The sequence below is a fragment of the Sorangium sp. So ce1504 genome, from assembly GCF_051521635.1.
GTDB classification, from domain to species: Bacteria; Myxococcota_A; Polyangia; order Polyangiales; family Polyangiaceae; genus Sorangium; species Sorangium cellulosum_B.
In genome coordinates, this window is record NZ_CP150365.1 from 5,885,995 (window position 1) to 5,909,174 (window position 23,180).

The 23,180-nt window shown below is 70.8% G+C and carries 17 protein-coding genes and 1 pseudogene; 11 read left to right on the forward strand and 7 right to left on the reverse strand.

Annotation, left to right across the window (positions count from 1 at the left end):
* Positions 1-50 precede the first annotated feature (50 nt).
* Positions 51-758 (forward strand): DUF4336 domain-containing protein, encoded by a 708-nt coding sequence (locus WMF39_RS22100; protein WP_437747437.1) that lies wholly within the window; start codon positions 51-53, stop codon positions 756-758.
* A gap of 70 nt (positions 759-828) precedes the next feature.
* Positions 829-1,351, forward strand: a pseudogene (locus WMF39_RS22105) (transcriptional regulator); the annotation flags it as partial.
* A gap of 103 nt (positions 1,352-1,454) precedes the next feature.
* Here the strand turns inward: WMF39_RS22105 and WMF39_RS22110 are convergent.
* On the reverse strand, positions 1,455-2,924 hold the full coding sequence (locus tag WMF39_RS22110) for a protein kinase domain-containing protein (RefSeq protein WP_437747438.1): 1,470 nt from the start codon (positions 2,922-2,924) through the stop codon (positions 1,455-1,457).
* 995 nt (positions 2,925-3,919) lie between these two features.
* On the opposite strand from WMF39_RS22110, the gene WMF39_RS22115 reads away from it, so the two are divergent.
* From WMF39_RS22115 to WMF39_RS22125, 3 genes are all read left to right on the forward strand, one after another.
* Entirely contained in the window at positions 3,920-6,244 is a 2,325-nt protein-coding gene (locus WMF39_RS22115) for an adenylate/guanylate cyclase domain-containing protein (RefSeq protein WP_437747439.1), read from the forward strand.
* 156 nt (positions 6,245-6,400) lie between these two features.
* Complete coding sequence (locus WMF39_RS22120; RefSeq protein WP_437747440.1) at positions 6,401-6,550, forward strand: hypothetical protein; 150 nt, start codon at positions 6,401-6,403, stop codon at positions 6,548-6,550.
* Between the two features lie 122 nt (positions 6,551-6,672).
* The gene (locus tag WMF39_RS22125) at positions 6,673-7,506 is read left to right on the forward strand and encodes an alpha/beta fold hydrolase (RefSeq protein ID WP_437747441.1); all 834 of its coding nucleotides are present in this window, start codon (positions 6,673-6,675) and stop codon (positions 7,504-7,506) included.
* A gap of 30 nt (positions 7,507-7,536) precedes the next feature.
* Here the strand turns inward: WMF39_RS22125 and WMF39_RS22130 are convergent, their stop codons facing one another.
* Positions 7,537-8,802, reverse strand: coding sequence for a sulfotransferase family protein (locus WMF39_RS22130; protein WP_437747442.1), 1,266 nt, complete (start codon positions 8,800-8,802; stop codon positions 7,537-7,539).
* Between the two features lie 133 nt (positions 8,803-8,935).
* Between WMF39_RS22130 and WMF39_RS22135 the strand changes: the two genes are divergently transcribed.
* Positions 8,936-9,565, forward strand: a complete 630-nt coding sequence (locus tag WMF39_RS22135; protein WP_437747443.1) for a class I SAM-dependent methyltransferase — start codon at positions 8,936-8,938, stop codon at positions 9,563-9,565.
* A 66-nt stretch (positions 9,566-9,631) separates the two neighbouring features.
* Here WMF39_RS22135 and WMF39_RS22140 read toward each other — a convergent pair whose 3' ends face one another.
* A complete protein-coding gene (locus tag WMF39_RS22140; RefSeq protein WP_437747444.1) occupies positions 9,632-10,849 on the reverse strand; it encodes an MFS transporter in 1,218 nt (405 codons plus the stop codon).
* Positions 10,850-11,039: 190 nt separating this feature from the next.
* Here WMF39_RS22140 and WMF39_RS22145 point away from each other — a divergent pair, with 190 nt between their 5' ends.
* Positions 11,040-11,840 carry a DeoR/GlpR family DNA-binding transcription regulator gene (locus WMF39_RS22145; protein ID WP_437747445.1) on the forward strand — a complete coding sequence of 267 codons (801 nt, stop codon included), beginning with the start codon at positions 11,040-11,042 and terminating at the stop codon, positions 11,838-11,840.
* A gap of 87 nt (positions 11,841-11,927) precedes the next feature.
* Here WMF39_RS22145 and WMF39_RS22150 read toward each other — a convergent pair whose 3' ends face one another.
* Positions 11,928-12,938 (reverse strand): glycoside hydrolase family 11 protein, encoded by a 1,011-nt coding sequence (locus WMF39_RS22150; protein ID WP_437747446.1) that lies wholly within the window; start codon positions 12,936-12,938, stop codon positions 11,928-11,930.
* Between the two features lie 297 nt (positions 12,939-13,235).
* Positions 13,236-14,972 carry a cellulose binding domain-containing protein gene (locus WMF39_RS22155; RefSeq protein WP_437747447.1) on the reverse strand — a complete coding sequence of 579 codons (1,737 nt, stop codon included), beginning with the start codon at positions 14,970-14,972 and terminating at the stop codon, positions 13,236-13,238.
* A gap of 218 nt (positions 14,973-15,190) precedes the next feature.
* On the opposite strand from WMF39_RS22155, the gene WMF39_RS22160 reads away from it, so the two are divergent.
* Positions 15,191-16,600, forward strand: coding sequence for a sigma 54-interacting transcriptional regulator (locus WMF39_RS22160; protein WP_437747448.1), 1,410 nt, complete (start codon positions 15,191-15,193; stop codon positions 16,598-16,600).
* Between the two features lie 483 nt (positions 16,601-17,083).
* Entirely contained in the window at positions 17,084-18,469 is a 1,386-nt protein-coding gene (locus WMF39_RS22165) for a glycosyl hydrolase family 18 protein (RefSeq protein ID WP_437747449.1), read from the forward strand.
* 83 nt (positions 18,470-18,552) lie between these two features.
* On the opposite strand, the gene WMF39_RS22170 is transcribed toward WMF39_RS22165, so the two are convergent.
* Positions 18,553-19,356: a hypothetical protein gene (locus WMF39_RS22170; protein WP_437747450.1), complete on the reverse strand. Its 804-nt coding sequence runs from the start codon at positions 19,354-19,356 to the stop codon at positions 18,553-18,555.
* 385 nt (positions 19,357-19,741) lie between these two features.
* Between WMF39_RS22170 and WMF39_RS22175 the strand changes: the two genes are divergently transcribed.
* Positions 19,742-21,193: a protein kinase domain-containing protein gene (locus WMF39_RS22175; RefSeq protein ID WP_437747451.1), complete on the forward strand. Its 1,452-nt coding sequence runs from the start codon at positions 19,742-19,744 to the stop codon at positions 21,191-21,193.
* Positions 21,194-21,261: 68 nt separating this feature from the next.
* Positions 21,262-22,272, forward strand: coding sequence for a hypothetical protein (locus tag WMF39_RS22180; protein WP_437747452.1), 1,011 nt, complete (start codon positions 21,262-21,264; stop codon positions 22,270-22,272).
* A gap of 204 nt (positions 22,273-22,476) precedes the next feature.
* Here the strand turns inward: WMF39_RS22180 and WMF39_RS22185 are convergent, their stop codons facing one another.
* On the reverse strand, positions 22,477-23,112 hold the full coding sequence (locus WMF39_RS22185) for a cadmium resistance transporter (protein ID WP_437747453.1): 636 nt from the start codon (positions 23,110-23,112) through the stop codon (positions 22,477-22,479).
* Positions 23,113-23,180 lie beyond the last annotated feature (68 nt).

Here is a 23,180-nt window from a genome sequence, read left to right on the forward strand (position 1 = left end):
TGGGGGAACACGCCTTGACGCCTCGATCACGCGCGACTTTGCATGACGGCATGCTGCGGGCGATCGCCGAGGAGGTGTGGGCGTACGAGAGGGACTTCCGGCTGCCGTTCGGCGATCTGCCGGCGCGCGCGACGGTCGTGAGGCGGGCCGACGGCGGGATCGTCATCCACTCGCCGCTGGCGTTCGATGACGACACCGCCCGGGAGATCGACGCGCTCGGCGAGGTGCGCGCCCTCGTCGCCCCGAGCTGCCTCCACCACGTCTTCTTGAGGGCCGCGACCGAGCGCTGGCCGCGCGCGAGCGTGCTCGGGGCGCCCGGGCTCGAGAAGAAGCTCTCCGGCCTCCGCTTCACCCCGCTGCCCCGATCCGGCGTGGCGCCGGAGATCGGCGACGATCTCGGCGTACGCCTCGTCGAGGGCGTGCCGTACATCGCGGAGCACGTGTTCCTGCACGCGCGGTCGCGGACGCTCATCGTGACGGATCTCCTGTTCAACGTGCATGAGGCCCGCAGCTTCGCCATGAAGGTCTTCCTCTGGGTGGGCGGCGTGTGGAGGAAGACCGCCCAGGACCACGTGTGGCGCGTGCTCATGAGGGACCGCGCCGCAGCGGCGCGCAGCGTCGCCGACGTCCTCGCGTGGGAGTTCGAGCGCGTCGTCGTCGCCCACGGAGACGTCATCGAAGGCGAGGCGAAGGACCGGACGCGCCGCGCGCTCGCGTGGATCGGCGCCGGGGCTGGCCGGCTCCTGCCGGCGAGATGAGGGCTCTCAGGCGGCCGCCTGCGCGCGGCGCAGCCCGATGACCTGCGCCTCCGCGAAGAGCGCGACGGCGAGCGCCTGCGCCGCGACGTGCGAGGCCGACATCTCGACACGCCACCTGAGCTTCCTCGAGACCGGCCGCGCGCAGCCGAGCCGCGAGATGGTGATCCACCTGGCCGAGCGCCTCGATGTGCCCTTGCGCGACCGCAACCAGCTCCTCGTGGCGGCGGGGTACGCGCCGCTCTATCCGGAGCGCAGCCTCGGCGATCCGGCGCTCGCGGCGGCGCGCAGGGCGGTCGATCCGGTGCTCGCTCATCCGCTATCCATCGCAGGAAGGATCGATGCGCCCCGAACCCGCCCGCGAGCCCGACCCGGTCGCCGTCGCGGTGCCGCTCAGGCTCAGGACGGAGGACGGTATCCTGAGCTTCCTCAGCACGACGATGGTCTTTGGCACGCCGATCGACGTCACCCTGTCCGAGCTCGCGGTCGAGTCGTTCTTTCCCGCAGACCAGGCGACCGCGGAGGCGCTGCGCGCGACGGCGCGACGCCGGGGACAAGGGTCCTCCGCCGAGGAATCCCCTCGGATCCCGCTCTGAGGGCGCGCGCCGCGCGCGCGTCGACGAGCCGTGCACGGCCCGCGCTCCCCTGAGCAGCGCCGAGAGCGCTGCCCGTGCATCGCGATGAGCAGCGCCGGGAGCGCTACCGGTGCATCGCGATGTCGTTGCGGGGAAAAGGCTTGATGCGTCGGGTGTGCCGCCCAGTGGACGGGATGGTCTTGGTCCGCCCGGGGGATCGCGCGGGGCGCACGGAGGGCTTCTTCTTCGTTGTCGACCGCGAGGCCTCGCTGGTGGGCGCGCTCTCGGGCTGCGCCGCAGCGGCCTGGACGGGCTCCTGGAGCTCCGGCGCGAGCAGCGGCCGGGGTGCCTCCACGACGCTGGCGAGGAGCGTCGACTCGGTCGAGCTCGCCAGCCCGGCGCGGGGGGCGACGGCGGCGAGCGCGGCGCTGTCGGCAGCGGGCGCGGCGAGCCGGACGCCGAAGAACAGGCTGGCGCCGGCCAGCACGGCGCCGATCGCGGCGGCCGCCGCGAGCCGCGCGGATGGCCTCTTGCGCTTCTTGCGGCTCGACGCCGCGCCCAGGACCGCCGTCGTGCCATCGCCGCCGTCGTCCTCGCAGAGATCCGCCTCCACGATCGGTATCGACGGGGACGTCATGACAGGGTTGCGCCGGGTGACCACGCCGTCCTGCGAGCTCACGGGCGGCGCCTCGACAACGCTCTCCGCAGCCGCGTCCCCGACCGCCGGAGCCGGCGTCTCGGTGCCCCACTTGCGTGACGACAGCGCACGCTCCAGCGCCTCTGCCATCTCCTTCGCCGACCCGAAGCGCGCGCTCGGATCCTGCTGCAGGGCCTTCGCCATCCATTCGTCGACGGCGGCCGGCACGTCGATCCGGTGCCCGCTGGGGGGCGTGAACCGCCCCCTGTGCACGGCGAGCGTGAGCGCCGCGAGCGTCTCTCCGGAGAACGGGGTCCGCCCCGTGATCGCATGGTAGGCGACGACGCCAAGCGACCAGAGATCCGCACGGAAATCGAGATCCCTCGGGCTGACGAGCTGCTCCGGGCTCATGTACAGCGGCGTCCCAACCACGTTCCCCGTCGAGGTGACCCGCAGGTCCCGGACCCGCTTGGCGATACCGAAGTCAAGCACCTTGACGAAGGTCTCCCCGTCCACCTGGGTGAGGAACAGGTTGTCCGGCTTGATGTCGCGGTGGACGATGCCGAGGCGGTGCGCCTGCCCGAGCGCCTTGGCCGTCTGCGCCACGATACGCGCCACCTCGCCGAGCGGCAGCCGGCCCTGGCGGCTGATGCGGGTCCTCAGGTCGTCGCCACGGAGGAGCTCCATCGCGATGTACGGCATGCCCTCCGCCGTCAAGCCGTGATCGAGGACCTGCGCGACGTGCGGGCTCGTGATCTGCGCCGCAGCGACCGCCTCTCGCCGGAACCGCTCGACGTAGCCCGGATCATCCGCGTACTCGGGCGACATGAACTTCACGGCGACCTGAGCCTTCAGCGGAAGCCGATCGGCAACCCAGATGCTCCCCATCCCGCCGCGCCGGAGGATGCGCACGAGCCTCAGCGAAGGCGTCACCATCTGTCCGGTGTGCAGGGGCATACCTCTGCTACTCCTTCTCGCACAGGCCCGAGCCGGTGGTTCCGTCAGCTCCAGCCGAAAACTCGCCCGAATGGCGTAAATAGATCACTACGACGCCTTCATTACCTCTGCAAGAGAAACAAAGTGCTCTCCGCCACGTCGGTCGCGTCAGTCACGTCGGTCACGTCAGTCACGTCAGTCACGTCAGAGCGCGTGTCGCGTATCCGCGCACATTGAAGCCAACCCGTCTCTTACATCCCCCAGGAGCGCACGGGCCACGGAGCACTCATGTGCGATACGGCCACGTGGACGGACATCCACCGTGCGCCGGTGTCGGCGCATGAGCGCATGCCGAGCGCCAGGTTCGTCCGGCCGGCCGAAAGCACCTGTCGTCGCGAGCGGTGACGCAGAACAACGGAGTTGAAGGTAGGCCACCTGATGATCAGGTGGGGAGCCCGGGAACAAGCGTGCCTGTCGTGCGGCCATGGCTCGCGATCCGCTGCGGCTTCATCCATGGGCTCACCTCGCGGCGCCAGAGGAGCCCCCGGGGGCGCGCGAGGGCTCATCGCCTCTTGACTTCGAAAAAAGTCTTTCATTTTACCTCCACAACCACCGTCCGGGCAGCGCGGAGGACGGCGCTCGTGTCTTCATCCAGCGCGGGAATCACGAGGACGGGGCGAGATCCATTGGGGTGTCGGCATCGTCCGACATCGGAGGGCGGGCCTGTCCAGAGCTCCACCCGCGCGGCGCGCTCGCGCTTCCTCGGATCACGCGCCGCGACAGGCGGGTTGTCTTCTGGAGGAGGATTGAAGCCTCTCGTCTTCTGGATGCCGGCTCACTGAAAGAGTTCACCCTGCCGAGGACGGCCTGGACACCCGCGGAGCTCGCGCGTACGCCGGCGGAGGAAATCCACCCGCGCCGAGGCTGAAGCTGAGGCGTAGGGGTGCGATAAAAAATGAAGCGCGGGTGTCATCCATGGTTGCGTCTACGCGCGCAGGCGTAGAATCGCCGGAACCATGAGCCGATCCCCCTCCGACAAGGACGCGCACAAAAAGGCAACGGTCAGCCCCGTGCCGTCGCGAGGGACTCCGCCGGAGACGATCCCGTCGCGCGCCAGCGCCGGCGCCAGCAGCGCCCTGCCGTCAGCGCCGCCTCCGACACGCAACAGCGCCGGCAACGGCAGCGCCCTGCCGCCGGCGCCCGCATCGAACCGCGGGGGCAGCACCCTCCCGCCTCCTCAGCAGCACGCGCCGCCCCCGGCGCGCGGCAGCCACTTCCCGGCCGACGCGCGCGTGCGGCGAGATCGGCCGAGCGTCCCGCTCTCTCCGCACGGCGCCTATGCGTCGCAGGAGGCGCGCGGCTGGCGAGAGCGGCCGACCGCCGCGGCCGCGGCCGCGGCGCGCAGCGGCTACACCTTGCAGGATCCGTTCGACCGGTGGGACCCGCCCGAGGGCGCCCCCGCGGCGCCCGCGACCCAGCCGCCCGAGCCGCCGAGCTCGCGCGTCCCGGAGGGGTCGCGCCACGACGACGCCGGCCGTGGCCACGCGCCGGCGTCGTCGCCGGCCAGGCGCACGGCGACCGGCGGGCTGCCCGCCGCGCATCAGCCCGCGCCTTCGGCCCGGCCGACCGCGGGGCGCGAGCCGCAGCGGCTCCACGAACCGCACGGCGGGGGCCACGACCCGTACACGCCCATCAACCAGATCCTCGGCTACACGCGCCTGCTCGTGGCGTCGCTGCAGGGCAAGGTCGCGCCGCAGCACATCGAGGACATCCGCAACATCGAGCTCGCGTCGCGCAAGCTGCTCACCATCGTCCAGGCGATGGAGAACGGCGACGAGGACGCGCCCTCGAGCGTGAAGGTCAGCATCCCCTCCCCGCACGAGGAGCCCGCGGTCCACGCCGAGATCGAGGGCAGCGGGCGCGGCACCATCCTCGTGGTCGACGACAGCCGAGGCAACCGCGACGTCCTCTGCCGGGTGCTGCGGGACAACGGCTACCGCACCGCCTCCGCCGAGGACGGACCCCGCGCGCTCGGGCTCGCCGCGCGCGAGCGCTTCGACGCCGTGCTGCTCGACGTGAACATGCCCGGCATCAGCGGCCTCGGCGTGCTCTCCGCCCTGCGCCAGAGCCGGTCGCAGGCCGAGCTCCCCGTGATCATGGTGACGACGCGCGGCGCGAGCGAGGACGTCGTCGAGTCGCTCAAGCTCGGCGCCAACGACCATGTGACGAAGCCGATCGACTTCGACATCCTGCTCGGGCGGCTCGACACGCAGCTCACGCTGAAGCGCTCGCGCGAGCAGCTCTCGCAGCTCGCGGCGGAGCTGTCGGTCAAGAGCGAGTTCATCCGCAAGACGTTCGGCCGCTACCTGAGCGACGACGTGGTGAACCGCCTGCTCTCCTCGCCCGAGGCCCAGCTCCTCGGCGGCGAGGAGCGCGAGGTGACCATCATGATGACGGACCTCCGCAGCTTCACGACGATGACCGAGAGCATGCCGCCCGACGTCGTCATGCGGCTCCTGAACGGCTATCTCGGCGAGATGGCGCGCATCATCGTCGCGCGCGGCGGCACGATCATCGAGTTCATCGGCGACGCGATCCTCGCGCTCTTCGGCGCGCCGTTCCCCGCGGGCGACGACACCCGCCGCGCGGTCGCGTGCGCGCTGGAGATGCAGATCGCGATGGACGCGGTGAACGAGAAGAACAGCGCCGAGGGCCTGCCGACGCTGCAGATGGGCATCGCGCTCAACACCGGCCCTGTCGTCGTCGGCAACATCGGCTCCGAGGCGCGCACGAAATACGGCGTTGTCGGCGCCCAGGTGAACCTGACGTCCCGCATCGAGTCGTGCACGGTGGGCCGCCAGATCCTGATCGCGGACGCCACGCGCCGCGCCGCCGGTGCGGGCCTCCTGCTCGGCCAGAGCCACGCGCTGGCCGTCAAGGGGTTCTCGAACCGCGTGCTGGTCCACGAGGTTTTGGGTCTCGACAACCCCGAGCGGCTCTACCTGCCCGAGCGGCGGGTCGAGATCCTCTCGCTCTCGTCGCCGCTGCCGGTCGTCTGCGCGCGCCTCGCGGGCAAGCGGGTCGAGGGCGAGCCGCAGTCCGCGTTCATCCTCGGGCTCTCGCCCTTCGGCGCCGTGCTGCGGCTGCATCCGCGGCCCGCGCCCTTCACGAACCTCCAGATCCACCCGTCCGGCCCGCTCGCCGAGCAGCTCGGCGGCGAGCTGCACGCGAAGGTGATCGAGCTCGACGCGCGCGCCGAGGACGTCGTGCGCATCCACTTCACGTCGTCGCCGCCGGGGCTCGCGGCGTTCGTCCAGAAGCTGCACCGCGCCGAGGCGTAGCGGCTCGCCGCCGTACAGGCAGGCTCGCGTCTGGGTGTGCGGGAGGGCTGCCGAGCCGCCCGGCCCCCGGGGAGGGAGCTCGTCGCGTGGGACCTGGGACGAACTCGAGCCCTCCCCTGGTGCCGGGGAGCGGACGACGGGCCAACTCAGGGTCTCGTGGAAAAGAGCGAGACGACGCTCTCCGGGGCGCTCTGCGGGAGCCTGGTCGTCAACAGGCATGTTCACCTCGAACCCGTGCTCCTGAAGGAGCCGTATCGGCTCGGCGACCGGTTCTCCTCGGCTCCGAGGACATCGACCTGCGTGTAACCCACGGCGACGCGCTCCTGGGAGAGCACCTTTGCTTCGAACAGGCGCCTCGCCTACGCTCCGCGCTCGCAGCGCAACACGGCCCCTTCACGCGGCCACACACACCGAGGTAGCAGACGCACATGCGTTCCCTGACCGTCGCGGGCCCTGCGGGCGCGCTCCACGTCGTCGATCATCCGGCCACAGGCGCTCCTACCGCCGCGGGCGCGGGTCCCTCGAGCGAGGCGCTGCCGGTCGTGCTCGTGCACGGCATGGTCGGCCACGCCGGCTTCTGGGAGGCGCCGCTCGCGCACGCCTCCGGCCGGCGGCGCGCGGTCGCCATCGACCTCCGGGGGCACGGCGCGTCGGAGCCCCCGCCCGACGCGGACTACGCTCCGTCCGCGTGCGCGGCCGACGTGCTCGCGGTCCTCGACGCCCTGGCGCTCCCCCGCGTGGCGCTCGTCGGCCACAGCTACGGCGCGCTCGTGGCGCTCGCCGCCGCGGCCGACCATCCGGAGCGGGTCGCGCGCCTCCTGCTCGCCGACCCGCCCCGGGATTTCACGCAGATCCCGGCGGAGGTCCAGGCGCAGCACTTCCCGCCCTACCTCGCCGCCCTGGCGGCGGACGGCTGGCGTGACACCGCCTTGGCCACCTTCAGCGAGGCGCTCGCGGGCAGCACGCCCGCGACCCGGGAGGCGGTGCTGACGCGCGTCGCCGCCACGCCGCACGACCGGATGCTCAACATGTCCCGGCATTTGCTGGAGTTCGAGGCGGTGAACGCGCTGGACCGCTACCTCGCCGCCCCGGGCGCCCGCGCCCACGCCATCGTCGCCCCCTCGAACGCATGGCCGCAAAGCCTGCACGCGCTGAGGCCCGCGCTCACGGCGGTCGTGCTGCCGGAGACGAGCCACTGGCTGATGCTCGACGCGCCGGCGGCGTTCGCCGCCGAGCTCGAGGCATGGCTGGACGCCGCCTGAGCCCGGAATACGGCGCTCCCGCTCTCCGGCTCAGCTCCGCCCTCGCTTCCCCGCGGCGAGCTCGCCAAACCGCTCCAGGTAGCCCCCGAACCGGTCCAGCACCTCCCGCTCGGTGAGCCCGAACTCGTCGAGGGCATAGCGATGGACCCCGCACCGGTGCTGCGGGTGCTCGCGCATCCACCCCTCGATCCGCGCGGCGACAGCGCCGTCGAACCCGAGCCCGAAGCGCTCGTGGATGCGCCGCACCAGCCCGGCGGGATCCGCGGTCAGCTCCTCGTAGCTCGCGTCGAGGAACCGCGCCGGGTCGAGCCGCGCGCGGGCCTCGAGGAAGCGGTCCATCATGGCGCCGAGCAGCTCGAGGGCCCCCGGGCCGACCGCGCGCGGCTCGACCCGCCGCTGGTGTATCGCGCGCGCGGCCGCGACGAGGCTGCAGAACGACGGGACGACCCGGAGCGGATCGCGGTGCGTCATCACGACGCACGCGTCCGGATACACCTGCAGGAGCGCGGCGATCGCCGGCAGGTGGAAGGGAGACTTGAGCACCCAGCGCCCCTCGGGGCGCCCCCATTGCAAGACCTGCAGCTGGCGGCGGTGATGCTGGTAGTCCGGGACGAGGTCCTGCGCGAGCGCCCACCTCCCGTACGACGGCGTCTCGGCGCGGACACAGGGGAGAAGGGTGTTCTGCAGCAGGAACACGCACTCTTCCGGGCCGTCCGCGGAAAGCTCGTGGATGGTGGCAAAGATCGGACAGACGGTGTGCGCGAGGCGGACGCGGCGCCTCGCCGCCGCGCGCCGGGGGTCGCGGGCCTCGTCCTCGGGACGGACCGGCGGCGACGGCGCCTGGAGCCGCCAGAGGCGCGGCGCGTGCGCGTCCGGGTGCAGGATCATCAGGTTGTGCAGCAGCGTCGTGCCGGTCCGCGGATAGCCGACGATGAAGACCGGGCGCGGCGTGCGCTGCTCGACGATCCGTGGCTCGCGCCGCACGTCCTCGCGCAGCAGCAGGCGATTCGCGATCTGCCGCTCGATCTCGTCGCCGAAGCCGAGCCTCCCGAGCAGGGCCAGATCGGCCTCGTCCTCGAGCGAGGCGGAGAGGACCCGCAGCCCCTCCCAGAACCAGCCCTCGCCGGGATCGGTCAGCCCCGTGCGCCGCCGGGCGCGCTCGGACAGGACGTCGACGTCCAGGGGGGCGAGCGCACGCAGGGCCGAGCGCCCCATCCGCGCCCCGAGCGCGTTGAGCGCGCGGAACGGCATCGACACGCGGTACGGATGGGAGGTCGATCTCGTGGGTCCGTGCATGCGCCGGCCTCAGGGTAGGCGCGCGCCGCACGGAGGGGTAGCGCCGAACGGGCGCACGCGGGCCGGGCGGCGGCCGCGCCACGAGCGCCTCGCCGTCCTTTTCGGCGGGGCGCTCCCGGCCCACACTGCCGCCATGCACGACGACAGCGCCCCCCGGCACTCCGCGCTCACCGAGAGGACCCTGGCTCACTACGACGATCACGCCCTGTCGTTCTGGGAGGGCACGCGCGATCACGACGTCTCGCAGAACCGCGCCGCGCTGCTCGCGGCCCTGGAGGGGGCAGGCCCGTTCACGATCCTCGATCTCGGCTGTGGCCCCGGGCGCGATCTCGCGGCGTTCCGGGCCGCGGGGCACAACCCGGTCGGCCTCGACGGGTCCGCGCGGTTCGTCGACATGGCGCGGCGGCACGCGGGCTGCGAGGTGCTCCACCAGGACTTCCTGCGCCTCGACCTCGAGGCCGGGCGCTTCGACGGGATATTCGCCAACGCCTCGCTGTTCCACGTGCCGAGCAAGGAGCTGCCGCGCGTGCTCCGCGAGCTCCACGCCGCGCTCCGCCCGCGCGGCGTCCTCTTCAGCTCGAACCCGCGCGGCGACGATCGGGAGGGGTGGTCGGGCGACCGGTACGGTTGTACCTGGTCGCTCGAGCGGTGGCGGGAGCACGTGACCGCCGCCGGGTTCGAGGAGATCGAGCACTACTATCGACCGGCAGGCCGGCCGCGCGAGCAGCAGCCGTGGCTGGCGACGGTGTGGCGCAAGCGCTGAGCCCTCGGCGCGAGCAGCTTGCAATCCGTCGCCCCGAAGCAGGCGGAGACGCGCGGGTACCCGCGGTCAGTGCGCCCTGATCACCTGCGGGCGCGCGGGCGTGCGGGCGGCGGGGGCGCGGGACGCGGGCCCGCGGATGACCGCCGGGCCCAGCGCGACGATCACGAGGGCCAGCGCCACGACGAGGGCGAGGCCGCCGCGCAAGGTGAGGTGGTCGGAGACCAGGCCGATGGCCGGCGGGCCGACGAGAAAGCCGCCGTACGACAGGGTGGCGAGCGTCGCCAGCGCCTTGCCGGGCGCGACGCCGGGGGCGCTCGCCCCGGCGCGGAAGACCAGCGGCACCACGACGGACAGGCCGGCGCCCACACACCCGAACCCCAGCAGCATGGCGACGGGAGCGTTGGCGAGCAGCGCCGCGCCGAGCCCGCCTGCGACCACGACCCCGGCCGCGCGCACGACCCGATCGGCGCCGAAGCGCTGCGTCAGCCCGTCCCCGGAGAACCGCCCGAGGAGCATCGCCAGCGAGAACGCGGCGTAGCCGGTCGCCGCGAAGGCCGCGGTGGTGTGGAGCTCGTCGCGGAGGTAGACGGCCGACCAGTTGGCCATCGCGCCCTCACCCACGGACGAGCAGAACGCGACGAGGCCGAGCAGGAGGAGCGCTGTCGAGCGGGCGGCCCCGGGGCCGGCCGCGGTCGCGGGCTCGGGGCGCGCGTCGGCCGAGAGCGCCCTGCCCTCGCGCGCGACGGCCGCGGCGAGGACGGCGGCGACGGCGACGAGGTGCGCCGCGGGCGACAGCGCCCGGTCGGCCGCGAGCGCGCCAAGGGCCGCCCCGATCAGCCCGCCGAGGCTGAACATGCCGTGGACCGAGGCGAGGATGGGCCGACCGGAGCGCCGCTCGACCTCGACCGCCTGCGCGTTCATCGCGACGTCCATGAGGCCGTTGCACACGCCGAGCAGCAGGAGGGCCGCGACGAGCGCGGCGAAGGAAGGGGCGAGCGCGGGCAGGGGCAGCGCCGCGCACAGGAGCAAGGCCGAGACCCGGGTGATGCGCCGGCTCCCGAAGCGGGCGACGAGCGGCCCGGCGGCGCGGAAGGCGAGCATCGCCCCGCAGGCGAGGCCGAGGAGGGCGAGGCCGAGCAGGCCGTCGCGCAGCCCGAGCCGCTCGCGGACCGCAGGGACCCGCGCGGCCCAGGACGCGAAGGCGATGCCGTTCGCCACGAACATGACCGAGACGGCGCGCCGAGCGCGCGCGACGTCATCGACGAGCGAGAGCGGGACGCCCATCACGGCACCCCCGGCGCAGGACAAGGCGAGCCGCTGGCGCACAGCCGCGGCCAGGGGAAGGCCGTCCGGAGGACGGCGGTGAGAGTTGGAGGCTCCCCGGAAGGTTCGTGCATTTTCGTGAACATCAGGGAAAGATCATGGGGCCGGAAGGGACCGGAGCAAGCAACTTCGTGCACAAACAGGAACAACCGTGCAAAACAACGCAGACACCTCCGGCCTGATGGTGGCCGAGCGGCGCCAGCATATTCTCGCGGTACTGGAACGTGATGGGAAGGTGGTGGCGGCAGAGCTGAGCCGTGCCTTCGGCGTCTCGGAGGACACGATCCGGCGCGATCTGCGCGAGATGGCGAACGAGGGGCTCTTGCAGCGGGTTCACGGCGGTGGCCTGCCCGTCTCGCGGGTGAACCCGAGCTTCCCTGCGCGCGAGCGGCAGCGGCCGAAGGCCAAGGAAGAGCTCGCGCGGGCCGCGGCGACCTTGATCAAGCGGGGTCAGGTCGTGTTCATCGACAGCGGGACGACCAACGTGGCTGTGGCGCGCCACCTCCCGCGCGATCTCGAGGCGACGGTCGTGACCAACAGCCCTCCTGTCGCCATCGCGCTCTCGGAGCACCCGCGGGTGGAGGTGGTCCTGCTGGGCGGGCGCATGCGCAAGGATCCGCTGGCCGCCGCCGACGGGGTGACCATCGCGGGGGTGCGCCAGATCCGGGCGGACCTCTGCTACCTGGGGGTGTGCACGCTCGATCCAACGTTCGGCGTCACCACGCTGGATCTGGACGAGTCGTACGTGAAGCGGGCGATGGTGGAGGCCTCGGCCGAGGTCGTCGCGCTGGTGACCGCGGACAAGCTGGGCACCGTGTCGCCGTACGTGGTCGCGCCGCTGAGCGAGCTCACGTGGCTCTTCACCGAGCGCGGCGTGTCGAAGGAGGCGCTCGCGCCCTACCGGGCCGCGGGCGTCACCGTCACGCAGGACCTCGAGGCGGAGCCGGCCTGAACCAGCGGGTCAGAGAGCCTGCCACGACTCCAGGAGGCGCAGGCTCGCGCTGGCCATGCCGAGCTCGATGTACCTGGACGCCTCCGCTCACTTCACGACGACCTTCGCCGTCGTGAACTTGACCGTCCCGCTGTTGTTCTGGGACTCGACCAGCAGCTTGACCTCGTGCAGGTTCCCCAGGGGAAGGCCGAGCGCTTCCCACTTGGTGAAGTGTTCGGAAACGGAGATGGTGCCGCACGTGCGAGCTGTCCGCCGGATGCTGAAATACTGATCGAACGTCTCGCTTGAACCCGTGATGGCCGGCTTGTTCACGCGGGTCTTCTTCCACACGTCGTAGGTCTCGCCGTCGGCGGTGAGCGTGCCGACCTCGTCCCGCGGCGTCCCGTCGGAAGAAAACCCTGCCGGCTTTACGCTCCCCCAGTCGTCGAGGATGTAGAACTCGCGCAGCGGGTTGACGGTCCAGCCGTAGATACCGATGTACGTCAAGCCACCGTCCTCCTCCGTCTTGGTATGCGCGAACTCCGCCGAGAAGGTGCCGATCTGGGCATGCTTCCGGGTCTGGTTGAAGTCGAGGCCGACGCGCGCAAGGAAATCCTCGACGTTGTTCCATTCCGCGCTGAACGCGGCGTCGACGCCGTGCACGGTCATGCAGCCCGTCCCGCTTCCCTCCGCCCAGAGCTCATAACCGTACCCATTGCCCGCATTGCCTTTGCTGTTCGAGCAATACTCCCTGCCTCCGGTCAGGGGTGTCGCCGGCGGGCAGGTGTTCGCGCCGCTGCCCGTGGACCCGCCTTCGCCGGTGGACCCGCCGCCGTCGCCGGGGGAGCCACCTCCACCCGTCGCTCCGCCCGCACCAGGGAGCCCGCTGCTGCTGCTGCTCGCGCCGCCGCTCCCCGTGACGCCTCCGGAGGTAGCGCCCGCGCCCCCGGCGCCCGGTTGACCACCGCCTCCGCTCGCGCCGGTGGACCCCGCGATCGATCCGCCGCTCCCGCCGTCGTCCTTCCCTTCCCCGGAGCTGGAACAGCCCGTGAAAGCCGCGGCAGCGAGGCAAGCGGCGAGGGTACCCAACGACCAACGGGACGGAGCGAGAGCCTTCATGGTTGGAGCATGCCAGGGGTTGCACACGGGGATCAAGGGAGGCGAACCGCTGGAAGGAGAGCTCGTCGTCGGCTCGCCGCATCGGGCAGAAGTTTCCAGACCCGCGCAAACATCCCGTTCCATGGGCTGCTCGACAGGCTCACCGGCGCGGTGACGAGCGCCGGCTCGACAGGCCCTCCCGCGATCCGCAGAACCCGTTCGGCCATCCACGTGAGACAACCAGGGTCCTGAGACTCCTGTACGCCGAGCACCGAAAACGCCGAGGTGGGCCTGTATCCGAAGAACGTGATCTCCGGTCTAAGGCACCGTGTCTCGACGAAAAATCGACGAAGAGCGGAAGTTAGCTACCTTCGCGTCGACCTCGGTGGACGACAGGATCGCGTCCTCGGCGAAGTAGACCCAGTCGACATCCTCGTGGTATGTCCGCGAGCTGCCCTTCGCGGCATCGAGCTCATCGTACCAGAGGTTGAAGAAGATGAATTGATCCACCTCTGGAACGTACATGGAACCGTGCGTCGCGCGATGCACCCCATCGATGTAATAGCTGATGGACGTGCTGGTAACGTGGAGAACGAGCGTGTGAAATCCGTTGAAGTTCGCGGAGACCAAGCTCGAGACGTTCACGTCCGACGTCTCCCACGAAGTCAGCCACATCGTGCTCGTGTTGCCCTGGCCCCAACCGCCGTTGGGCATGTACTCGAAATCCTGCTCCGAGTAGTCCGGGTCGCCGACGGCCCATTCGGTCAAGGTGAAGAAGGTCTCGACGGGCTTGTCGGCGTAAAAACGCGTGCCGGACAGCGGTGTGTCGTTGAACTTGATCCTGGCAGCGTAGGTGCCGAAGCGGAACTTCTGGGCATTGGTGATCACCTCGGCCTGCGAGGTGGTCGCCCCGGTGCCGCTCGTGCTCGCCTCGAGACGCATCAGCTTGTTCGTGGAGCTCTGCGGGTCAGCGACCAGCGAAACGTTGGACTCCAGCCACGCCGCGCCGCTCACCCCGGGCGCCCCCGACCAGCTCCGCAGCGACCACCAGCTCGTGAAGTTGGCGTCGCTGGTCCCGTTGTAGCTGAAATCGTCGAAGAACTCGGCCGTGACCGCGCTGCCGGCCCGGGTCGTCGCGCTCGCCTGATTGGAGGCGGCAGACGCGCCGCCCGCATTCAGGGCCGTGACTTTGTAATAGTAAGTGGTCGACGCAGCCAGGCCGGTGCTGTCATGGCTGGTAGAGGTCACGCCGCTGGCGATGTGGCTTCCCGTGCCAGGCGTGAAACCCGACGTTGTCGATCGGTAGACATCATAGCTTGTCGCACCGCTGCTCGCCGCCCAGCTCAGGGAGATCGCGCTTGCGCTCGACGCCGTAGCCGTCAGGGAGATCGGCGCCGGAGGCGGCGACACACTGCCGCTCGGCGGCGTACCGCTGCGCAGGCCGCCCGTGGGCGCGGAGCCGGCGTCGTGCACGGTGATACGGCTGGAGTCGGAGAAGGTTGTCTGGTTTCCATACGAGTAATCGTCGGTCTCGACGACGTTCGTATTGAACTCGATCCCGAGGTCGATCGGCTGGGTCGTCGCCCCCGCAGCCAAGCTCCCGGCGGCGCTGGTGAAGCCGATCTGCACGTAACGATCGGCGCCCGTAGAGGACACTGTCCCGGTTGTCAGCGTGATTCGTCTGCAGCCCGAGCTCCACCACCAGCACGCCGGGGCCACCGTCGTCGCGCCGTTCTTCGTGAACCAGTAGCGTATGACGATGCTGCTCAGCGGTATCGGGGCAGCGGTGTTGTTGCGAATTTTTATCCCGGCCTCGACGATGGTGTCGTTCGGCGCGGCGGCGTCATAGTTGCTGTACTGGACGGTAAAGTCGGTCGTCCCGGCGAAACTACCGATCGAGTGACCGCAAGTCGAGAGCGCGACGAAGATGCTCAAGCACGCAAGGCGGAGGGCACGAGCCCGCAGGAGTTCGGCCATCCTTTCGAGGAGCGTCACACGTGTGCGCCGGCCAGTCCATCTCACCCGCTCGACAGCATGTAGATAGTTCGAGTTCATGATTGTCAATCGTGCTCCTTTCACGCCCACACCGCGCGACATCGCCGAGCCGCCTTCGAGCACGGCGCGTGCCAGCGCTGAGCAGCGCCGAATTGGGCTTCGAAGCGACAGGCTCAACGGATCATTGCCGGGAGTGCGTACGAGGGCGATCCCGGCGATCCTTTGGGTGCGATCGGCCTCACGTGACGTCGGCGCGGAGGCCTGCTGAGATGGCAGGCATGCCTCCGTTGAGCGACGATGATGCCGCCTCCACCGAACTCCTGCCCGGGCCGGTGCGCCCCGCTGCGGCCGCGGCCGAGAGCTTCGCCCTCTCCGTCATGGCGGGCCCGGACGAGGGCCGCCGGTTCACGGTGGCGCCGGGGCTGCCCTCGCGCGTGCTCGCCGGCACGAGCCCCGCCTGCGACATCCCCCTCACGGACCGGCTCGTTTCGCGCCGCCACGCCGCCTTCGAGCTCGCCGGCGCCCGGCTCCGCGTCACCGACCTCGGATCGACGAACGGCACCTTCGTCCAGGGGATCCGCGTCGGCGACGCGTACCTCCAGGGCAGCGAGCTCGTCCGGATCGGCGAGACAGTGCTCCGCGTCGAGGCGCTCGGCGTCACGCAGGCGGCCGAGCTGTCGCCCGCCGTGCAGTTCGGCGGACTCCTCGGCGCCAGCGAGGAGATGCGGCGGCTCTATCCGCTGTGCGAGCGCCTCGCGGCCTCGAGCGTCCCCGTCGTCATCGAGGGCGAGACGGGGACCGGCAAGGAGGTGCTCGCGGAGGCGCTCCACGAGCAGGGGCCGCGGGCGGCCGGGCCGTTCGTGGTCTTCGACTGCACCGCGGTGCCGCCGACGCTCGTGGAGTCGGCGCTCTTCGGGCACGAGCGCGGCGCCTTCACCGGCGCGAGCGAGGCACGCCGCGGCGTCTTCGAGGAGGCGCACGGCGGCACGCTGCTGCTCGACGAGATCGGCGATCTCGACCTCAGCCTGCAGGCCAAGCTGCTGCGCGCGATCCAGCGATCGGAGGTGCAGCGCGTCGGCTCGAACCGCTGGATCCGCGTGGACATCCGGGTGCTCGCGGCGACGCGGCGCGATCTCGAGCGTGAGATCCAGGCGGGTCGGTTCCGGGACGATCTGTTTTTCCGGCTCGCGGTGGCCCGGATCGAGCTGCCGCCGCTGCGCAAGCGGCGGGGCGACGTCACGGTGCTCGCGCACCACTTCTTTCGGCAGCTCGCGGGCCGCGGCGCGCTCTTCCCACAGGGGTTCGGCGAGCGGCTGGAAGACTACGACTGGCCGGGCAACGTGCGCGAGCTCTACAACGCCGTGGCGCGGCGCGTGGCGCTCGGAGAGGCCGCGCCGATCGAGACCACCCGGGCCGGACTGGCCTCCCCGGGCGCGCTGGCCCCGGCCTCCACACCTGCAGGCGCGAGCGGAGGCACAGAGCCCGGGACGTCCGGCGACGTCATCGAGGAGATCCTCGCGCTCAACCTGCCCCTCCCGCGCGCGCGGGAGCGGATCGTCGAGCACTTCGAGCGGCGCTACGTGCAGCGCGTCCTCGCCCAGCACGGGGGCAATGTCCGGAGCGCGGCGGCCGCGTCGGGCATCGCGCGGCGGTACTTCCAGATCCTGCGCGCCCGGCGATCCACCTGACGTCCTGCGGCGCCGGCGTCCAGCTGGCGACAGGCACGCGGCAGGTCGCGGGTGAGCTCCGGGCGGCCCGAGAGCTCCGGATCGCCGGGGGCGATCCGAGAATTCCCTTGCATGCGATCCCGGCGATCGCGCCGCGATCGCTCCGATCACCCCCCGCGCGCCCGGATCGCCGGACACGATCACGGCGCGTCGACCCTGGGTTCGCTCCAGGAAGAGCGCAGGATGGGCTGCCGCGGCTCCGTGCGCCGATCGTGGGGGCCATCGCCACGACTGGTACGTCGTTTGCTCTTCCGGCCTGCAGCAGCGAGCTACGACGACCTGGCCTCGCTCGGAACCACGATGGGCCTCATCCACGGAGGGTGATCGCGGTCGAGCCCCAGCGGTGAGTCACGGCCCCGCGGCGCCGGAGTGCAGCATGGCGAATGCTGCATCGGGCGAGGCAACGGTCGGCGATCGTTCGTCTCTAGTCAAAGGAAGGTTACCATGTCTCTTCATCTTACTGCCATTGCTCCTGAGCTGTCGCTTCTCCTCGTCGCCATCACCATGAGCGGGCTCGGATGCCTTGCTTCCGTATCGCCGGAGGGCGAGATCGACGCGGCTCAGAACGGATCTTCCGTGTGCGCAGACATTCCGGAGTGGCAGGAGGGTCAGTGGTATGACGCGGGGGCCATCGTGAATTACCAGGGGTCGGCCTACATCGCCAAGTACGGCAATCCCGGCTACATCCCGACGGTCAGCACGTACTACTGGGAGCCGTACTCCGACTGCAGCGGCAGCACCGAGCCCACCGAGCCCACCGAGCCCACCGAGCCCACCGAGCCCACCGAGGGCTCGTGCGGCTATCCGCAATGGCAGGAGGATCAGTGGTATGACGCGGGCGCCATCGTGAATTACCAGGGGTCGGCCTACATCGCCGAGTACGGCAATCCCGGCTACATCCCGACGGTCAGCACGTACTACTGGGAGCCGTACTCCGGCTGCAGCGGCAGCACCGGCGAGGGCGGCAACCCCGGCGAGGGCGGCAGCCCCAGCGAGGGCGGCAGCCCCAGCGCGGGCGGTGGGCTCCCCGCGAAGGTCGTCGCTGGCTATTACCCCAACTGGACGGAAGCGCCCATCCGCATCCGGGACATCAACAGCAATTACAACGTGATCTATCTCTTCGCCGCGCAGCCCGTGGGAGGATCGCCCGGCACGACGGGCGCCGTCTACTGGACGCCGCCGGGTGATGGCAGGGGAGCGGCGACGAACCTGAACGCCGACATCCAGTACGCACGGACGAACCAAGGTCGCAAGATCATCCTCTCCGTCGGCGGCGCCCACAATGGCATGAGCTTCCCGACGCGCGCGAAGTCGCAGACGTTCGTCGAGAGCGTGGTCGGGATCTACGACAGCCTGGGTGGGTTCGACGGCATCGACTGGAACACCTTCGAGGCCGACCAGGCCCCCGACACCTCCGAGATGATCTGGATCAGCAAGGAGCTGAAGCAGCGCTTCCCCGGCTTCATCATCACCGCGCCTCCGGCCCCCTGGAACGACCGCGACAAGACGTTTTGCAAAGAGATGGTGGACGCCGGCGCCATGGACTACGCGGCCCCGCAGTACTACGATGGCCGCGACTTGGACCAGCAGTCGTACATCGTGAACAGCGTGAACGAGTGGGTCTCGCTGCTCGGTCCGACGCACGTCGCCGTGGGGTTCGGGATCTGGGACCAGCAATACTACATGTCGATCGACGAGGCGATCCCCACGTGGAATCAAGTCGAGAGCAACCACCCGACGCTCCGCGGGGTGTTCGACTGGCAGATCCACATCGACGAGAGCCTCGGGTGGCAGTTCGCCGACGGCGTGGGACCTCTCGTCACGGACTGAAGCGGGATCGGGCGGAGCGCGCGGCGACTCCGCCCGCCGATCGCGGACAGCGCGCGCTCCCCTTGTTCGAAGGAGGTCTGCGCCTATCGGTAGAAGGCGACGTCGTCGATCCAGATATCGAACGCCTGCTCCTTGTCGAAGAAGAACTCGATGGCCCAGAGCCGCTCCAGGGCGGGCGCCAACAGCTGGTTACCGTAGGGCTCCTGCTCGAGGCACTCCACCGGAATCTTGAAGTGCTTCCAGTCGCTCTCCAGCACGACGGGCTTGTGGAAGTGATTGTTGCATCCCCCCTCGGCCTCGTTGCAGATGCCCCCCAGGTGATAGGTCTGCTGATCGATGAACATCACTTTCATTCTCCTGGTGGAGCCCTCCTCGGCGCGGGCCCAGAACGTGAGGCCACGGTACTCGGATGCGTCGTAGTAGGCCTCGTCGTCCAGATGGAAGCCAACGCCGGCTCCCCAGAGGAGGAAGCCGTCATCGGCGCTCGTGTGCACGGCCTTGATGCTGGCGCCGCGCGGAGGGTCAAGGGTGCTCACGAGGTCCGCGGGGTTCGCAGGCTCCTGCCTCCCTTCCGGTGATTCGTCGTTGTCCTCGAACCAAAACCCTGCCCAAGGGTTCGCCCCGTTCCCTCCGGAGATCCGGGTATCTCCGTCTTCCATGTCGTCGATCATCGACAGGGCGAGGGTCTCCCCGGGCAGCACCGCGAGGATCTCGCATGGATCCCCCGCACCGCCGCCACCGCTCTCGGCCGCTGAGCCCGCTGCGCCACCGCCTCCGGAGATCTGGTCCTCGGGCTCGTAGACCTTGTCGAAGCCGAAGAGCTGCGCACATCCGAGCCCGAGCAGCGCCATGGCACATCCGCCGGCGCACCGAACGAAAGCCAGCATCGTCTTCATTTTCATGTGAAATTTCGAGAGGTTTTGGTCGCGGAGGATATCAGGTTGGCCGCCGAAACGGAATGATGCCCCCATCAAGTCATACGGCTGTCACCGATCAGTCAGCGAGCGACCAGAGCGGCGGTCACCCGCTTCGGAGACGGGCCCATCTCGACGTTTTCGGTGCTCAGCGCACCGGAGTGCGCTTGCGCGCCGAAAACGCCGATCTGGACCCGTCTCCTGTGCGGGTGACCGCCGCTCTGCGACGCTCGTACCAGGGCGGGTGGGAACCGCTCTGGATCTTTACTGGAACACTGTAAATCGCGCTTCGATCCGTCAGTTCCTGAGTGCAGGCGTCGCGTACGCTGGTGTATAAGTTCGCCTGCTGGTGGAACCCATGTCGCTGAGTCTGGACGACGGGATGCTGTTTGCTGGCAGGTACCGCGTGGTGCGCGGAATCGCCAGCGGCGCGATGGGCGCGGTCTACGAGGTTCTGCACATCGAGACGGAGCGCCGGCGGGCGCTCAAAGTGATGCACTCGCACCTCGCCGGCAACCCCGATTTCCAGGCCCGGTTCAAGCTGGAGGCGCGGGTCGCCGCGCGCATCGAGAGCGACCACATCGTGGAGGTGTTCGACGCCGGGATCGACGCCGAGACCGGCAAGCCGTTCCTCGTGATGGAGCTGCTCCGCGGCACGCTGCTCGACGAGCGCCTCCGCCACGCCGGGCGCCTGCCGCCGGAAGAGGCCGTCGCCTTCCTGCGCCAGACCGCCATCGCCCTCGACAAGACACACGCCGCCGGGGTCGTCCACCGCGACCTCAAGCCCGCCAACCTCTTCCTGGCCGAGACCGACGACGGCGCGCCCCGGATCAAGGTGCTCGACTTCGGCATTGCCAAGCTCGTCGTCGAAACGGCGACGGACTCGGCGGCGACCGCGATCCTCGGCACGCCGCTCTACATGGCGCCCGAGCAATTCAGCGGCGAGTCGGTCTCGCGGGCTGCCGACATCTTCGCCCTCGGCATGATCGCGTACACGCTCCTCGTCGGCAAGGCGTACTGGCTGAACGACAGGCGGAAGTACGACAGTGCGCTCGCTTTCGCGGCGCTCGCCGTGAACGGCCCGCAGGAGCCCGCGTCCGCGCGCGCGGACGCCGAGGGGGTGAAGCTGCCTCCGGGCTTCGACGCGTGGTTCGCCAAGGTGACGGCCCGCGCCCCCGAGGCGCGCTTCGCCGCCGCTTCGGCCGCGGTCGAGGCGCTCGCCGAGGTCTTCGACCTGCCCGCCGCGCCGGTGCGATCGTCGCGCCTGCTCCCCCCGGAGGCGCCGAGTGGACATGGCCCCCTGAGCTCCCGCTCCTTGTCGCTGCAGAGCGATGTCCAGCTCCCGACCGCGGCCGTGGTGACCGCGCTGCCCCCCACGAAGCAACGGAGCCGAGCCGCGATCACCGTCGCGGTGCTCGTCCTCCTCGGCGGCGGCGTTGGCGCCTTCGCCTCACTGAGCCGCGGCGCGCTCCCCGCTGGCGGGAGCGCGGAGCCCGCGCAGACCGCGGAGCCCGCGCAGACCGCGGAGCCCGCGCAGACCGCGGGGGACGCGCGCTCGCCCGCCTCCGCGCCCCCTGAAGTCCATCCGACGCCGCCTCTCCCCGACGCCTCGGCGACAGCCACAGCGCCGGGCGTCGCGACGCCCGCTCCCGCGGCCTCCGTGCCGCTGGGCAAGGGCAGCCGCGCGCTCGCCCCCGCGACGGGGGCGGCGAGCGCGTCGCCGCCGCCAGCGCTCGGCTCACGGCGCAGGCTCGCGCCAGCCCCGTCGGCCGCAGAGCCGAGCCCTGAGTTGCTGTACAAGCCGGACTGAGCACGATGGCAGGGCGGACACTTCTTTGCCAGGAGCGAGCGGGAACGATGGTATTTGGCGGCTCACGCATGCGCTTCTCCTGGTTCCGGTCCATCTGCCTTGGCGTGCTGGGCGTCGCCGTCGCGGCGCCGGCCAGCGCGCAGGCGCTCGCCGTCGCGGAATCGCACTTCGACCGCGGGCTCGCCGACATGCTGGCAGGCCGGTACGAGACCGGCTGCCCTGCCCTCGCCGAAAGCCAGCGCCTCGATCCTCGCCCGGGGCGGCTATTCACGCTCGCCGAGTGCGAGGCCAAATGGGGGCGTATCGCGACCGCGGTCGCGCGCTACAACGACTATCTCGCGATGGTCGATCGCATGAGTGAGGCCGAGCGGGTCAAGCAGTCGGTGCGACACAAGATCGCGCTCGGGCAGCGCAGCGCGCTCGCGCCGCTCGTGCCGCAGCTCACGCTGTCGCTGCCGCCGGGCGCGCCGGCGGGGACGCGCGTGCAGTGCGACGGCATGGCGCTGGAGCAACCCTCGCTCGGCGTCGCGCTCCCCGTCGATCCCGGAGAGCACGTCGTGACGACGCAGGCGCCGGGAGGGGCCGTGACCGAGACGCGATTCACGATCGACCGGTCGGAGTCGAGGGCGATCGTGCTCGAGGTGAAGCCCCCGGCGGGCGCCAAGCCGCCGCGCGCCGAACCGCCGGCGCCAGCACCGGCGCCGGCGCCGGATCGGGGGCCCAGCGGCCTGCGGGTGGTCACCTATGTGGCGGGCGGGCTCGGCGTGGCCGGGCTGATCGTCGGATCGGTGACCGGGTGGATGGCGCTCGACGCGAGCGGCGTCGCGGCCGAGAACTGCAGGGACGTGAGCCCCGACCGGGCGCGATGCAAGCCCGACGGGCTCGACGCTGGCAACCGCGCGAAGCAGCTTGGGCTGGTGAGCACGGTCGGCTTCGGCGCCGGCGTGGCGCTCGCCGGCGCGTCGGCGCTGGTCTTCCTGCTGGAGCCGTCCCCGCGCCGCCAGGCGGCGTCCGAGGTGAGCTGGGAGCTGACGGCGGGCCAGGCCGGTGGCGGCGTCGTGGTGCGTAGCCGCTGGTGACGCGGCTCGCGCGCGCCGCCGCGAGCCCATGAGCCGCCCAGCACGCCACGCCCGGGATACTAGGTGATCGCTGCGTGGACCTGTGTACAAGGCTCGTTTGCGATTGTCATAAGTCCGGGTGCACCGTCGAGCCGCGCGGCGCGGTCAACTTCGATGTTGCCGTCGACCAGCTGAAGGCGGACGGCGACATGGCGCTCGAGGGCGCTACCCCGCACGGACAAGCACGAGGGCGTCGGACAGGATCCAGAGCCCGAGGCCGATCAAGACGAACGGCAGCGCCGCACGGCCGGAACGCCGGATGCGCGTGCCCAGGATCGGGTGGTTGACAAGGCGGTGCCCGAGCGCGCACCAGGCGCCGGTCATGACCGCGAACACGGCCGCATGGAACGGGATGTGCGCAGGGGAGCTGGAGAACAGCGGGATATAAACGCCGAGGTTGTCCCCGCCGTTCGCGAGGGTCACGCTCGCCACGGCGATCACCTTGAAGCGCGACGCGCTGCCATGGGGCTCGCGCGCGCTGTCTGCTAGATCCGCTCTGTCCGCCACGCCTGCTTCCCTGGCCCTGGAGCCCCGCCGAAGCGCCCAGAGGCCTCTCAGGCCGAGCGCGAGGGGAGCCAGGCCGAGCAGGCCGATCCATCCGTCCGGCACGCGGACCGCGAGCAGCGCACACGCGACGCTCGCGATCACGAGCGCCGCGTTGCCGAGGAACTGGCCGGCCACCACCTGAGCGGGAGTGAAGCCTGGATCCGCGAAGAAGGCCGAGAGAAGGAGGATGTCATCGATGTTCGTGGACACGAACACGACCACGCTCACCCCGAGAATCGGAAGGATCTGCTCCATGGCGCGCCCGCGGACGTACCACCTCCCGCGGCTCACGTCCGCTCGGCGGGGCGCAGGCGCCGCGGGCG